The 13,434-nt window shown below is 69.1% G+C and carries 11 protein-coding genes; 9 read left to right on the plus strand and 2 right to left on the minus strand.

What is annotated here, in order from left to right; genetic code table 11:
- The first annotated feature begins 40 nt into the window (after nt 1–40).
- The 7 genes from IG08_RS0114685 (at nt 41) to IG08_RS0114715 (ending at nt 8,801) form a co-directional block, all read left to right on the plus strand.
- Complete coding sequence (locus IG08_RS0114685) at nt 41–877, plus strand: siderophore-interacting protein (protein ID WP_030601112.1); 837 nt, start codon at nt 41–43, stop codon at nt 875–877.
- Nucleotides 878–1,042: 165 nt separating this feature from the next.
- Nucleotides 1,043–2,485 carry a lysine decarboxylase DesA gene (gene desA, locus IG08_RS0114690; protein WP_030601116.1) on the plus strand — a complete coding sequence of 481 codons (1,443 nt, stop codon included), beginning with the start codon at nt 1,043–1,045 and terminating at the stop codon, nt 2,483–2,485.
- The gene (locus IG08_RS0114695) at nt 2,469–3,746 is read left to right on the plus strand and encodes a lysine N(6)-hydroxylase/L-ornithine N(5)-oxygenase family protein (protein WP_030601119.1); all 1,278 of its coding nucleotides are present in this window, start codon (nt 2,469–2,471) and stop codon (nt 3,744–3,746) included. Before desA ends, IG08_RS0114695 begins: the two co-directional genes overlap by 17 nt.
- Nucleotides 3,743–4,297, plus strand: a complete 555-nt coding sequence (locus IG08_RS0114700) for a GNAT family N-acetyltransferase (protein ID WP_030601122.1) — start codon at nt 3,743–3,745, stop codon at nt 4,295–4,297. The genes IG08_RS0114695 and IG08_RS0114700 overlap by 4 nt, the downstream gene beginning before the upstream one ends.
- On the plus strand, nt 4,294–6,066 hold the full coding sequence (locus IG08_RS0114705) for an IucA/IucC family protein (RefSeq protein ID WP_030601124.1): 1,773 nt from the start codon (nt 4,294–4,296) through the stop codon (nt 6,064–6,066). Before IG08_RS0114700 ends, IG08_RS0114705 begins: the two co-directional genes overlap by 4 nt.
- A 183-nt stretch (nt 6,067–6,249) precedes the next feature.
- Nucleotides 6,250–7,893 carry an RICIN domain-containing protein gene (locus tag IG08_RS0114710; protein WP_030601127.1) on the plus strand — a complete coding sequence of 548 codons (1,644 nt, stop codon included), beginning with the start codon at nt 6,250–6,252 and terminating at the stop codon, nt 7,891–7,893.
- Nucleotides 7,894–7,916: 23 nt separating this feature from the next.
- On the plus strand, nt 7,917–8,801 hold the full coding sequence (locus IG08_RS0114715; protein WP_030601141.1) for a DUF4429 domain-containing protein: 885 nt from the start codon (nt 7,917–7,919) through the stop codon (nt 8,799–8,801).
- A gap of 13 nt (nt 8,802–8,814) precedes the next feature.
- Here the strand turns inward: IG08_RS0114715 and IG08_RS0114720 are convergent, their stop codons facing one another.
- Entirely contained in the window at nt 8,815–10,377 is a 1,563-nt protein-coding gene (locus IG08_RS0114720) for a purple acid phosphatase family protein (protein ID WP_030601143.1), read from the minus strand.
- Between the two features lie 186 nt (nt 10,378–10,563).
- Between IG08_RS0114720 and IG08_RS0114725 the strand changes: the two genes are divergently transcribed.
- Both IG08_RS0114725 and glmS read left to right on the plus strand, forming a co-directional pair.
- Nucleotides 10,564–10,821: a hypothetical protein gene (locus IG08_RS0114725; protein WP_030601146.1), complete on the plus strand. Its 258-nt coding sequence runs from the start codon at nt 10,564–10,566 to the stop codon at nt 10,819–10,821.
- Nucleotides 10,822–10,834: 13 nt separating this feature from the next.
- Nucleotides 10,835–12,652: a glutamine--fructose-6-phosphate transaminase (isomerizing) gene (gene glmS / locus IG08_RS0114730; RefSeq protein ID WP_030601148.1), complete on the plus strand. Its 1,818-nt coding sequence runs from the start codon at nt 10,835–10,837 to the stop codon at nt 12,650–12,652.
- Between the two features lie 147 nt (nt 12,653–12,799).
- Here the strand turns inward: glmS and IG08_RS0114735 are convergent, their stop codons facing one another.
- A complete protein-coding gene (locus IG08_RS0114735) occupies nt 12,800–13,363 on the minus strand; it encodes a GPR1/FUN34/YaaH family transporter (RefSeq protein ID WP_030601150.1) in 564 nt (187 codons plus the stop codon).
- Between the last annotated feature and the right edge of the window lie 71 nt (nt 13,364–13,434).

Genomic DNA, 13,434 nt, shown 5'->3' on the forward strand with positions numbered 1-13,434 from the left:
TGGAGGTAGGCATCCCTGACGTCGATTCGGGAGTTACCCCATGACTACGGCCATAGCCGCCCCGTTCCGCTTCTTCTCCCTCCATGTCGCGCGGACAAGGCGGCTGGGGCCGTCTCTGGTGCGGGTCACCTTCGCCGGCGAGGACCTGCGGCACTTCTTCTCCGACGGGCGTGATCAGTCGCTGTCGCTGTTCATCCCGGCCGAGGGACAGAGTGAGCCGCGGGTTCCCGTCGAGCTCGGTGACGGCTGGTGGCAGGGCTGGCGTGAACTCCCGGACGACGTACGGGCCGTGATGCGGTCGTACACGCTCCGGTCGCTGCGCCGGAATCCCGACGAGATCGACATCGACTTCGTGCTGCACGAGCCGGCCGGCCCCGCCTCCCGTTGGGCCGCTCAAGCCGGCCCCGGCGACCGGGTGTTCCTCCTCGGCCCGGCGATCGCCGACAACCGGGCGATCCGCTTCCGGCCGCCCGAGGACACCGATCTGGTGGTGATCTGGGGCGACGAGACCGCCGTACCGGCCGCCTCCGCGATCGTCGAGTCGCTGCCGGCCGGCACCCGGGCCCGGGTCTGGCTGGAGGTGCCCCACTCCGGGGACATCCAGGACCTGGTGACGGAGGCGGACGCCGAAATCACCTGGATCGTCGGGGAGAACGAGAGCTCCGAGTGCTCCCCCATGGCCCTCGACGCCATCCGCGCGGCCCAACTGCCGTCCGCCGAGCGGCCGTACGTCTGGATCGCGGGCGAGTCCGGCTGTGTGAAGGAGCTGCGCCGGCACTTCGTGCGGGAGCGCGAGGTCGACCGCCGACGGGTCACGTTCGTGGGCTACTGGCGTCAGGGACTGACCGAGGAGCAGCTGCGCGAGCGCGGCGAGTAGCCCGTTCGCGGGTCAACTCGCCCACCACAGCACTGTGTTAAGAGTGACGACAGTCACGGCAGGGACTGAGTTTCAGTTGCGTTAATTAGGTTAGGCTTACCTAAGTTGAAGCCGGGGTTCCACCCCGTTCCCCGCTCGGACTTGTCCCCACCGGAGGACCCCCTCATGCGCTCGCACCTGCTCAATGACACGACCGCGGAGCAGTACCGCAGCTCCGTGACCGAAGGAGTCGAGCGGGTGGCGGCCAAACTCGCCACCACCTCCCGTCCGTTCACCGGCGTCACCGTCGACGCTCTCGCCCCCCGCATCGACGCGATCGACCTCGACAAGCCGCTGCTCGACACCGCGGCCGTGCTCGACGAGCTGGAGGACGTCTACCTCCGCGACGCGATCTACTTCCACCACCCCCGCTACCTCGCCCACCTCAACTGCCCGGTCGTCATCCCGGCCGTGCTCGGCGAGGCGATCCTCTCCGCCGTCAACTCCTCCCTGGACACCTGGGACCAGTCGGCCGGCGGCACGCTGATCGAGCGCAAACTGATCGACTGGACGACCGCCCGCATCGGCCTCGGCGAGAACGCCGACGGCGTGTTCACCTCCGGCGGCACCCAGTCCAACCTCCAGGCGCTGCTGCTCGCCCGCGAGGAGGCGAAGACCGACTCCTTCGCCAAACTGCGCATCTTCGCCTCCGAGGTCAGCCACTTCAGCGTGAAGAAGTCCGCGAAACTGCTGGGCCTGAGCCAGGACTCGGTCGTGTCGATCCCCGTCGGCGCCGACAAGCGCATGCAGACCGTCGCGCTCGCCCACGAGCTGGAGCGCTGCAAGAAGGACGGCCTCGTCCCCATGGCCGTCGTCGCCACCGGCGGCACCACCGACTTCGGCTCCATCGACCCGCTGCCCGAGATCGCCGAGCTGTGCGAGCAGTTCGGTGTCTGGATGCACGTCGACGCGGCCTACGGCTGCGGCCTGCTCGCCTCCGTGAAGTACCGCGGCCGCATCGACGGCATCGAGCGTGCCGACTCGGTCACCGTGGACTACCACAAGTCCTTCTTCCAGCCGGTGAGTTCGTCCGCCGTGCTGGTCCGGGACGCCGCCACGCTCCGCCACGCGACCTACCACGCCGAGTACCTCAACCCGCGCCGCATGGTGCAGGAACGAATCCCCAACCAGGTGGACAAGTCCCTGCAGACCACGCGCCGCTTCGACGCGCTCAAGCTGTGGATGACGCTGCGCGTGATGGGCGCCGACGGCATCGGCCAGCTCTTCGACGAGGTCTGCGACCTGGCCGTCGAGGGCTGGAAGCTGCTCGCCGCCGACCCGCGCTTCGACGTGGTCGTCGAGCCGAGCCTGTCCACCCTCGTCTTCCGCTACATCCCGGCCGCCGTCACCGACCCGGCCGAGATCGACCGCGCCAACCTGTACGCCCGCAAGGCCCTGTTCGCCTCCGGCGACGCGGTGGTCGCGGGCACCAAGGTGGGCGGCCGCCACTACCTCAAGTTCACCCTGCTCAACCCCGAGACGACGGTCGACGACATGGCCGCCGTACTCGATCTGATCGCCGGCCACGCCGAGCAGTACCTGGGAGAGTCCCTTGACCGCGCGTCCTGAAAACCCGACCAAAACCCATGACTTCGTGGGGATCGGGCTCGGCCCGTTCAACCTCGGTCTCGCCTGTCTGACCGAGCCGATCGCCGAACTCGACGGTGTCTTCCTGGACTCGAAGCCCGACTTCGAGTGGCACGCGGGCATGTTCCTGGAGGGTGCCCACCTCCAGACCCCGTTCATGTCGGACCTGGTCACGCTGGCCGACCCGACCTCGCCGTACTCCTTCCTGAACTACCTGAAGGAGAAGGGCCGGCTGTACTCGTTCTACATCCGCGAGAACTTCTACCCGCTGCGGGTCGAGTACGACGACTACTGCCGCTGGGCCGCGAACAAGCTGAGCAACGTGCGCTTCAGCACGACGGTGACGGAGGTGACGTACGAGGACGACGTGTACGTCGTGAAGACCGCCGCCGGCGAGATCCTCCGCACCCGCCACCTGGTCCTCGGCACCGGCACCCCGCCGTACATACCGGAGGCCTGCCAGGGCCTGGGCGGCGACTTCATCCACAACTCCCGCTATGTGCAGCAGCGCGAGAAGTTGGTGAAGAAGGAGTCGATCACGCTGGTGGGCTCCGGCCAGTCCGCCGCCGAGATCTACTACGACCTGCTCAGCGAGATCGACGTCCACGGCTACCGGCTGAACTGGGTGACCCGCTCCCCGCGCTTCTTCCCGCTGGAGTACACCAAGCTCACGCTGGAGATGACGTCGCCGGAGTACATCGACTACTTCCACGCGCTGCCCGAGAAGACCCGCTACCGCCTCACGGGCGAGCAGAAGGGCCTGTTCAAGGGCATCGACGGCGACCTCATCAACGAGATCTTCGACCTGCTCTACCAGAAGAACCTCGGCGGGCCCGTCCCCACGCGGCTGCTCACCAACTCCTCGCTGAACAGCGCGACTTACGAGAACGGCACGTACACCCTCGCCCTGCGCCAGGAGGAGCAGGGCAAGGACTACGAGCTGGACACCCAGGGCCTGGTCCTGGCCACCGGCTACAAGTACGCCGAGCCGGAGTTCCTGAGCCCGGTGAAGGACCGGCTGCGCTACGACTCCCACGGCAGCTTCGACGTCGCCAGGAACTACGCGATCGACGTGACGGGCAGAGGCGTCTTCCTGCAGAACGCCGGCGTCCACACGCACAGCATCACCAGCCCCGACCTGGGTATGGGCGCGTACCGCAACAGCTACATCATCCGTGAGCTGCTCGGCACCGAGTACTACCCGGTCGAGAAGTCGATCGCCTTCCAGGAGTTCTCCGTATGACCCCCCACACCTTCACCTTCCGCCCGCTCGACCCGCTGAAGGACGCCGAGCTCCTGCACGGCTGGGTCACCCACCCCAAGGCCGCGTTCTGGATGATGCAGGACGCGAAGCTGGAGGACGTCGAGCGCGCGTACATGGAGATCGCCGCCGACGAGCACCACCACGCCCTGCTCGGCCTCAAGGACGGCGTCCCCGCCTTCCTGATGGAGAGGTACGACCCCGCCCACCGCGAGCTGGTCGGCCTCTACGACCCGCAGCCGGGCGATGTCGGCATGCACTTCCTCACGCCCGCGACCGACACCCCCGTGCACGGGTTCACCCGGGCCGTCATCACCGCCGTGATGGCGCACCTCTTCGAGGACCCGAGCACCGTCCGGGTCGTCGTCGAGCCGGACGTCACCAACAAGGCCGTCCACGCCCTGAACGAAGCCGTCGGGTTCGTGCCCGAGCGCGAGATACAGAAGCCGGAGAAGAAGGCCTTGCTGAGCTTCTGCACGCGGGAACAATTCTTTCAAAGGCACAGCTTCGCGGCCACGGCGGTGACGGCATGACCCTCGCCGACGCCGTGGCCCACCTCTCCCCCGAGCGCTGGGAGAAGGCCAACCGCCTCCTCATCCGCAAGGCCCTCGCCGAGTTCGCGCACGAGCGGCTCATCACGCCGGAGGCCACCGCCGACGGCACCTTCGAGGTCCGCAGCGACGACGGTCTGACCCGGTACGGGTTCACCGCCGACCGCCGCGCCCTCGACCACTGGCAGGTCGACGCCGGCTCGATCACCCGTCAACGAGACGGCGTCGACCTCCCCCTCGCCGCCCTGGACTTCTTCATCGAGCTGAAGCAGACCCTGGGCCTGAGCGACGAGATCCTGCCGGTCTACCTGGAGGAGATCTCCTCCACCCTCTCCGGCACCTGCTTCAAACTCACCAAGCCGCAGATCCCGGTCGCCGAGCTCGTCAAGAGCGGCTTCCAGGAGATCGAGACCGGCATGACCGAGGGCCACCCCTGCTTCGTCGCCAACAACGGGCGGCTCGGCTTCGGGGTCCACGAGTACTTGTCGTACGCCCCGGAGACCGCGAGCCCGGTCCGCCTGGTGTGGCTGGCCGCGCACCGCTCGCGGGCCGCGTTCACGGCGGGTGTGGGCATCGACTACGAGTCCTTCGTGCGCGACGAGCTGGGCGCGGAGACGGTCGAGCGCTTCGACCGGGAGCTCACCGACCGGGGTCTCGACCCCGCCGACTACCTCCTCATCCCCGTCCACCCCTGGCAGTGGTGGAACAAGCTCACCGTCACCTTCGCCGCCGAGGTGGCCCGCGGTCACCTCGTCTGCCTCGGCGAGGGCGACGACGAGTACCTCGCCCAGCAGTCCATCCGGACGTTCTTCAACAGCTCCCACCCGGAGAAGCACTACGTGAAGACGGCCCTGTCCGTCCTCAACATGGGCTTCATGCGCGGACTCTCGGCCGCGTACATGGAGGCGACCCCGGCGATCAACGACTGGCTGGCCGGGGTCATCGACAACGACCCCGTGTTGAAGTCGGCGGGCCTGTCGATCATCCGCGAGCGGGCGGCCGTCGGCTACCGGCATCTGGAGTACGAGCAGGCCACGGACCGCTACTCGGCGTACCGCAAAATGCTCGCGGCGCTGTGGCGCGAGAGCCCGGTCTCCTCCCTCCGGGACGGCGAGTCCCTGGCCACCATGGCCTCCCTCGTCCACGTGGACCACGAGGGCGCCTCCTTCGCGGGCGCGCTCATCGAGCAGTCCGGGCTGGCACCGACGGAGTGGCTGCGCCGCTACCTGAAGGCGTACTACACCCCGCTGCTGCACAGCTTCTACGCCTACGACCTGGTCTACATGCCGCACGGCGAGAACGTGATCCTGGTCCTGAAGGACGGGGCCGTCGAGCGCGCGATCTACAAGGACATCGCCGAGGAGATCGCGGTCATGGACCCGGACGCGGTGCTGCCGCCGACGGTCGAGCGGCTGCGCGTCGAGGTCCCCGAGGACAAGAAGCTGCTGTCCATCTTCACGGACGTCTTCGACTGCTTCTTCCGCTTCCTCGCCGCGAACCTCGCGACCGAGGGGATCCTGGCGGAGGACGACTTCTGGCGCACGGTCGCCGAAGTCACCCGCGACTACCAGCACTCGGTGCCCGAACTCGCCGACAAGTTCGAGCAGTACGACATGTTCGCCCCCGAGTTCGCCCTGTCCTGCCTCAACCGCCTCCAGCTGCGCAACAACAAGCAGATGGTGGACCTGGCGGACCCGGCCGGCGCACTGCAGCTGATCGGCAACCTGGAGAACCCGCTCGCGGGTCTGTAGTTCGCATAGTTCGAACCCCACATACCGGATGGGGCTCGGGAGTACGGTCCTCCCGAGCCCCATCTTTTTGTGTGCGCACGGCAATTGACGCGTCACCCCAGGTCACGGACACACACAGCACCTTCACAGGAAGCGCTACTACGGTCCACACCTTGCCGTGCCCGCTCCTTGGGGGAGACGAAGATGTCCGAGCACACGACACAGCAAGCCCCGCACGATCGTGCGCCCGGAATCCCGCCGGAGGACGTGGCCGCCGTGCACGCCTACGCGGGCGCGTTCTGTGGCAAGCAGCGTGCCGCGGCCGACCTCGCCGCCGAGGTCCTGGCGAGAGCCGCGGGGCAGCAGGAGCCGGTCCCGCGCACCGCCTTACTGGCCGACGTGCGGCGGACGGCCGACGGGTGGCTGCGGGACGGGCGGGGCGGACAGCTGCGCCCCGGGTTCCGGGACTGGGCCCAGCGGGCCGGGGAGACGTTCGGCAGAACGGACACCCTGCGGCGGGTGGAGCAGAGCTCCCTGCTGCTGCGCGCCTTCGGTGAACTCGCCGAGCAGCCGCGGGCCGCACTGTGGCTGTGTCTGGCCGAGCCGGCGGAGACGGCGGTCGCCGCAAGAGTCCTGAGCACGTCCGATGAGTTCGCCGAGGCGATGGCGCAGTCGGCGCGGGCCCGGCTGGCCGACGCCTTCCTGCGGCTGCGGGCCGAGCACACGGCCGACGCGCGGTGCGTGCAGTACGGCAGCATGCTCGGCGCGATCGCCCGCGGCACCCACCGCGAGACCCCCGCCGACCTCCGCCAGCACCTGGAGACCTGCCGGTTCTGCGCCCACGACGTCACGCGGCTGCACACGCTCACCTCCGGCGGGGCCGAGGAAGTGCGCACGCTGCTCGTCGACGGGTTACTGGTGTGGGGCGGCCCCGCGTACCGCTCGGCGCGGGGGACCGGGCCGGTCCGCCCGGAGGGGCACCGGCCGGCAGCGCGGGACGAGGCAGCCGACTCGGCCGGTACCGGACGGGCGTCGTGGGCCGCAGCGGCCCGTTCGGCGCGGACCGGAAGGGCAGCACGCGAAGGCACAGCTCCGTCGGCGGGGCCCGCTCCCGCCGGTGCGGCCCACTCGGCGGGGCTCGGCCATGCGGTGCCGCCCGCAGCGGCCATCCCCGACACGGCCGACGCGGAACCCCGGCCCGACGGCACCGGGGGCCGCCGACCCGTGCTCGCCATAGCCCTCGCGGTCGTGCTGACCGCCACGGCCACCACCGTGGCCTGGAACCTGCTGTCCGACGGGGGCCAGGACCAGGAACCCGTGGGCGCCCCCGCCCCGCCCAGCGCCTCCGCCTCCGTGTCCCCGTCGGCCTCACCGGCGCCGTCCGCGACCGGCACGGCACTCGCGACCGTCGCCCTCGAGAACACCGGCACCGGGCAGTGCCTCACGGCCGCCGCGGGCAACTCCCCCGACAACCCGCCCGTGCCGGCCGCGTGCGACGGCGGTACGACCCAGCAGTGGCGCGTCGTCTCCACCGGGAAGAGCACGTTCGCCCTGGAGCACATCGCGTCGACGTTCTGTCTGGACATCGCGGGCGAGCGGGTCGTGGGCGATCCCATGCAACTGCGGCCGTGCGCCCACCAGCAGGGGGACGACGCCCCGTACCCGGAGGACCAGGCGTTCCTTCTCAAGTCCCGGCAGGACAGGACCTTCACGCTGGTCTGTCAGGACAACACGGGCATCGCCGTCGGGATCGGTTCCGGCGAGGTCCGCATGCTGGCGGCCGACGGCTCCGGCAAGGCGATCCGGTTCGCGCTCGACGACGCCTTGGAACAGGCCCTGGGCAACTGAGCCCTGAATGCCAGAATTCACCCATGGCGGAAATCCTCCAGAAGGACGGCACATGGGTCTTCGACGGCGACGCCCTGCGGCTGACGCCGGGAAGAGACAAGAGCGTCAGCCTGCTCCGCAAGACCCTCGGTGAACTCGTCGTCCCCCTGGGCGCGTTGGCGGGCGTCTCCTTCGAGCAGGGGAAGCGGACCGGCCGGCTGAGGCTGCGTCTGCGGGACGGCGCCGACCCGCTGCTGCACGCCACCGGGGGCCGCCTGAGCGAACCGCACGACCCGTACCAGCTGACCGTCGAGTCCGACCGGTACGGCGTCGCCGAGTACTTCGTGGACGAGGTCCGCAACGCCCTGCTGCTGGACCGGGTCCCGGCCGACCCGGTCGCCGATTACCTGCTGCCGGGCCCGGCCGTCCCCGTGTCGGTGTCCGCCGGGGACGGCACCGCCGGCTTCGACGGCGAGCACATCCGGCTGGAGTGGAACTGGAAGACGGAGGACGCCAAGGCGGCCGCCGGCGCCCGCATCCTGGCGCTGACCGATGTCGTCGCCGTGGAGTGGCAGCCGGCGGCCGGCCTGGAGAACGGCCACCTCCGCTTCACCGTGCGCGGTGCCCCGACCAAGGCGCCGCCCAAGTACGACCCCAACTCCGTGGAGCTGTGGGGCTTCAAGAAGGACCCGCTGATGGTGCTGGTCGCGGCGGCGGTCCAGGCCAGGCTGCCGCACCCGGCCCGCGCCGCCGCCATCGACGTACGGGACGCCCGACCGGAAGTGCCCTCTCTCCCGGTCGCCTCCGCCGAGGACGGCCATGACGCGCTCCTGCGCCGCCTGCGCGAGCTCGGGGAGCTGCACCGCACGGGCGTGCTGACGGACGAGGAGTTCACGCTGGCCAAACAGGCGATCCTCAAGCGGATGTGACCCGTTCGAGGGGCTACTTCGCCTTGCGCGCCACCGTGAAGTGGTCGACCTCGTCACCGGTCTCGGCGATGCCGCGCACCGTCAGCGTGGCCGTACGGCCCGGGGCGGCCGGGGTGACGTCCACGCGCAGGAACGAGTAGTCGAGGTAGCGCACCCGCGACCAGGTGACCGTCTCGTCGACCTTGCCGTCCTTGGTGTTGATGAAGGAGGCCACCGAGTCGACCTCGTCCTCGTGCCCCTCGTACGACTCCGGGGCGGTGAACGCGTACAGGCTGCGGCCCGCCGCGCCCGCCGTCACGTAGACGACACCCTCGGTCTCGGGGTACGAAGTGCCGCCGATCGGGAGCTTCTTGGTGACCGCGCCCGCCTTGATGACGTCGGTGCGCTCGTACTGGTGGTTGTGGCCGTTGATGACCAGGTCCACCGTGTACTTCTCGAACAGCGGCACCCACTCCTGGCGCACGCCCCCCTCCGAGGCGTGCGAGGTGGAGGTGCAGTAGGCGCAGTGGTGGAAGAAGATCACGATGAAGTCGACGTCCTTGGACGCCCGGAACTTCTTCAGCTGGCCTTCGAGCCACGTGGTCTGCGTACCGCCCGAGATGCCGAGGTTGGCCGGGATCTCGAAGGAGATGTCGTTGGCGTCGAGCGAGATGACCGCCGTGTTGCCGTAGACGAAGGAGTACACGCCCGGCAGGTTCTTGGCGTCGGGGCCGTTGTCCGGGAGGTTCCAGCGGGCTTCCTCGCCGCCGTAGCCGTTGGGCGAGTACCAGGCCTCCATGTCGTGGTTGCCGTAGGCCGGCATCCACGGCACGGACTTGGCGACGGACTCGGTCTGGGCGAGGAACTGGTCCCACACGCGCGAGTCGAAGCCGGTGTCGGCGCTCTTGCCCTGGCCGGTCGGGTCGGCGTAGGCGATGTCGCCGGCGTGCAGGTGGAAGGCCGGGTTCTGGCCCAGCAGCAGGCTGTTGTTGGCCAGGCCGTGGTAGCCGACGCCCTCGTCGCCGAAGGCCGTGAAGGTGAACTTCTCCTTGCGCGCGGGCGCCGTGGTGAAGGTGCCCAGGGTGCCGAGGAGGTGCGGCTCGGCCGGGTCGAAGCCCTGGTGGCCGACGCCGTAGTAGTACGTCTTCCCGGGCTTGAGGTGGGTCAGCTTCGCGTGGACGTAGTACTGCGTGTGGTCGGCGCTCGCGCCGACGCCGGCCGGGGTGTACAGGGTGCGCACCTCGGCCTCGATCTTGCGGGAGAGGTCCCAGGGCTGGGCGCCGATGCGGATGAAGGGCTTCCTGACGGCGACCGGGACCTGCCAGGAGACGGTGATCTCGGTGCGCGGGTCGTTGCCGTAGGCGAGGTGACGGCCGAAGGGGGCGACGAGGGCGCCGTCGACGCTCTCGGCACTGGCGAGGGTCTGGGTCGGCGTGGCGGCCTGGGCGGTGGCGCCCGGCACGAACGCGCCGCCCGCGACGGCGCCCAGCGTGACGGCGCCGCCCCTGATCATGTTGCGCCGGGAGAATCTGGCGCGCAGGTATTCGTGCTGCTCGGCCATGCTCATGCGCTCGGCGAGCTGCTCGGGTACTCCCATGCGAGGAATGTCCATGGCGTCTGAAACTCGTCTCCTCGGGCGACGGGCCGCAGGACGCCGGATGGACAGCGCGCGAACAGGCACTCATGAGAGATTCAATGTTCACCCAAGGACTTTCAACAGACACGTGCCCGAAATCGGGCAGGATTCTTGCGAAAGCCCCGCGAGTACCCCAGGATCTACCGGGTGCACGACGAACTCGTTGATCATCTGACGCGCTCCTCCCCCCTCAACCGGGGCGAGGCGCTGCGGGTGATTCAGGACGTGCTCGCCTACTTCGACGAGACGACCGAGGAGTACGTCCGTCGCCGCCACCGCGAGCTGCAGGCCCAGGGCCTGGTCAACGCAGAGATCTTCGAACGGATCGAGGCGGACCTGAAATACCGGGCGGTGGCACCGCCGGAGCTTACGCTCCGACAGTTGCGCCGCATCGTCTACGGCTGAGGAATACCCATACATGTGCGGAATCGTCGGATACATCGGGAAGCGTGACGTAGCGCCCCTGCTCCTGGAAGGCCTCCAGCGCCTGGAGTACCGCGGCTACGACTCGGCCGGAATCGTCGTGACCTCCCCGAAGGCGGCCGGCCTGAAGCTGGTCAAGGCCAAGGGCCGGGTCCGCGACCTGGAGGCCAAGGTCCCGGCGCGCTTCAAGGGCACGACCGGCATCGCCCACACCCGCTGGGCCACCCACGGCGCCCCGTCCGACGTGAACGCCCACCCGCACATGTCGGCCGACCTCAAGGTCGCCGTCGTCCACAACGGCATCATCGACAACGCCTCCGACCTGCGCCGCAAGCTGGAGGCGGACGGCGTCGAGTTCCTCTCCGAGACCGACACCGAGGTCCTCGTCCACCTCATCGCCCGCTCGCAGGCGGAGAAGCTGGAGGACAAGGTCCGCGAGACGCTCCGCGTCATCGAGGGCACGTACGGCATCGCGGTGATGCACGCCGACTTCAACGACCGCATCGTCGTCGCCCGCAACGGCTCGCCGGTCGTCCTCGGCATCGGCGAGAAGGAGATGTTCGTCGCCTCGGACATCGCCGCCCTGGTCGCGCACACGCGGCAGATAGTGACTCTCGACGACGGCGAGATGGCCACCCTCAAGGCCGACGACTTCCGCACGTACACCACCGAGGGCACCCGTACGACGACCGAGCCGACCACCGTCGAGTGGGAGGCGGCCTCCTACGACATGGGCGGCCACGACACGTACATGCACAAGGAGATCCACGAGCAGGCCGACGCCGTCGACCGCGTCCTGCGCGGCCGCATCGACGACCGCTTCTCCACCGTGCACCTCGGCGGCCTGAACCTGGACGCCCGCGAGGCGCGCGCCGTGCGCCGCGTGAAGATCCTCGGCTGCGGCACCTCGTACCACGCGGGCATGATCGGCGCCCAGATGATCGAGGAGCTGGCCCGCATCCCCGCGGACGCCGAGCCGGCCTCGGAGTTCCGCTACCGCAACGCGGTCGTGGACCCCGACACGCTGTACATCGCGGTCTCCCAGTCCGGTGAGACGTACGACGTCCTCGCGGCCGTCCAGGAGCTGAAGCGCAAGGGCGCACGGGTCCTGGGTGTCGTCAACGTGGTCGGATCGGCGATCGCGCGGGAGGCGGACGGCGGCATCTACGTGCACGCCGGGCCCGAGGTCTGCGTGGTCTCGACGAAGTGCTTCACGAACACCACGGTGGCCTTCGCTCTGCTGGCTCTCCACCTCGGCCGCACCCGCGACCTCTCCGTCCGGGACGGCAAGCGGATCATCGAGGGCCTGCGCAGGCTGCCCGCGCAGATCTCCGAGATGCTGGAGCAGGAGGAGGAGATCAAAAAGCTGGCCGCGGAGTACGCAGAGGCCCGCTCGATGCTCTTCATCGGCCGCGTCCGGGGCTACCCGGTGGCCCGTGAGGCCTCCCTGAAGCTCAAGGAGGTCTCGTACATCCACGCCGAGGCCTACCCCGCCTCCGAGCTCAAGCACGGCCCGCTCGCCCTGATCGAGCCCGCCCTCCCCACGGTCGCGATCGTCCCCGACGATGACCTCCTGGAGAAGAACCGCGCCGCCCTGGAGGAGATCAAGGCCCGCAGCGGCCGCATCCTCGCGGTGGCCCACCAGGAACAGGAGAAGGCCGACCAGACGATCGTCGTCCCGAAGAACGAGGACGAACTGGACCCGATCCTGATGGGCATCCCGCTCCAACTCCTCGCCTATCACACGGCATTGGCGCTGGGCAGGGACATCGACAAGCCGAGGAACCTGGCGAAGTCGGTAACGGTCGAGTAGCGGCTTTTAAGGGGCGCGGGGAACTGTGCGACCAGCCCCCACGCACCCGCAGAGGCCACACAACAGAACGGACCCCCACGTGATGCCACCCATCACGGGGGGTCCGTTCTCATCGCCGGGGGCCGCCCAAACCCCCAGCCCGCGCAGCTAGCCCGTGGCCGTCACACCACGACCGGCAGCACGTCGAGGAAGCACGGTCGGCCAGTGGGCAAGAGCCGCGGTCGCCGCGTACCAGGCAACGGCCCCCGCAGCCACGGCGAACCAGCCGCCGACCTTGGTCAGACCGTCGTTGTCGGCGAAGTTCGCGACAGCGAGCAGCACCAGGGAGACGAAGAACAACCCGTACGCCCCCTTGGCGAGTTGATCGCCGACGGCAAGCGTGAGGGACAGCGCCACGAGGGCGAACAGCAGCAGGAACAACCCGGCCGCGTTGTCGGAGACTTGGGCGTCGGCGGAGACGGCCCACGTGAACCACAGGGCGCCGAGCGCCGAGAACGCCGTACCGGTAACGACGTCGTGGTCTCGGAACGCCATCAGACCGGCGATGAACAGGGCAACTCCGCCCACGTACTGGGCGATTGATACGGCGTCAGCAGCTGACACACCGTCGATCACTTCGGTGTAGCCGAGTCCGAACGCCAGGAGGGTGATCCCGAGGGCGAGTCGGCCGACGATCGTGGTGGTGCTTCCCGCGGAGACGTCGTTGTCCACGGCGGGCTCCCTTCGTGCTGTGCGGTGGTGCGGTGACCGATATATGCCCTTCACAAGGGCACAAACACCTC

Source organism: Streptomyces fulvoviolaceus (assembly GCF_000718165.1).
Lineage (GTDB): Bacteria > Actinomycetota > Actinomycetes > Streptomycetales > Streptomycetaceae > Streptomyces > Streptomyces fulvoviolaceus.

Bases quoted from the DNA above. Each gene is read 5' to 3' on its own strand.
- IG08_RS0114705 (WP_030601124.1), top strand. From the start codon at position 4,294: ATGACCCTCGCCGACGCCGTGGCCCACCTCTCCCCCGAGCGCTGGGAG.
- IG08_RS0114685 (WP_030601112.1), top strand. From the start codon at position 41: ATGACTACGGCCATAGCCGCCCCGTTCCGCTTCTTCTCCCTCCATGTC.
- IG08_RS0114710 (WP_030601127.1), top strand. From the start codon at position 6,250: ATGTCCGAGCACACGACACAGCAAGCCCCGCACGATCGTGCGCCCGGA.
- IG08_RS0114700 (WP_030601122.1), top strand. From the start codon at position 3,743: ATGACCCCCCACACCTTCACCTTCCGCCCGCTCGACCCGCTGAAGGAC.
- desA (WP_030601116.1), top strand. From the start codon at position 1,043: ATGCGCTCGCACCTGCTCAATGACACGACCGCGGAGCAGTACCGCAGC.
- IG08_RS0114720 (WP_030601143.1), bottom strand. From the start codon at position 10,377: ATGGGAGTACCCGAGCAGCTCGCCGAGCGCATGAGCATGGCCGAGCAG.
- IG08_RS0114715 (WP_030601141.1), top strand. From the start codon at position 7,917: ATGGCGGAAATCCTCCAGAAGGACGGCACATGGGTCTTCGACGGCGAC.
- glmS (WP_030601148.1), top strand. From the start codon at position 10,835: ATGTGCGGAATCGTCGGATACATCGGGAAGCGTGACGTAGCGCCCCTG.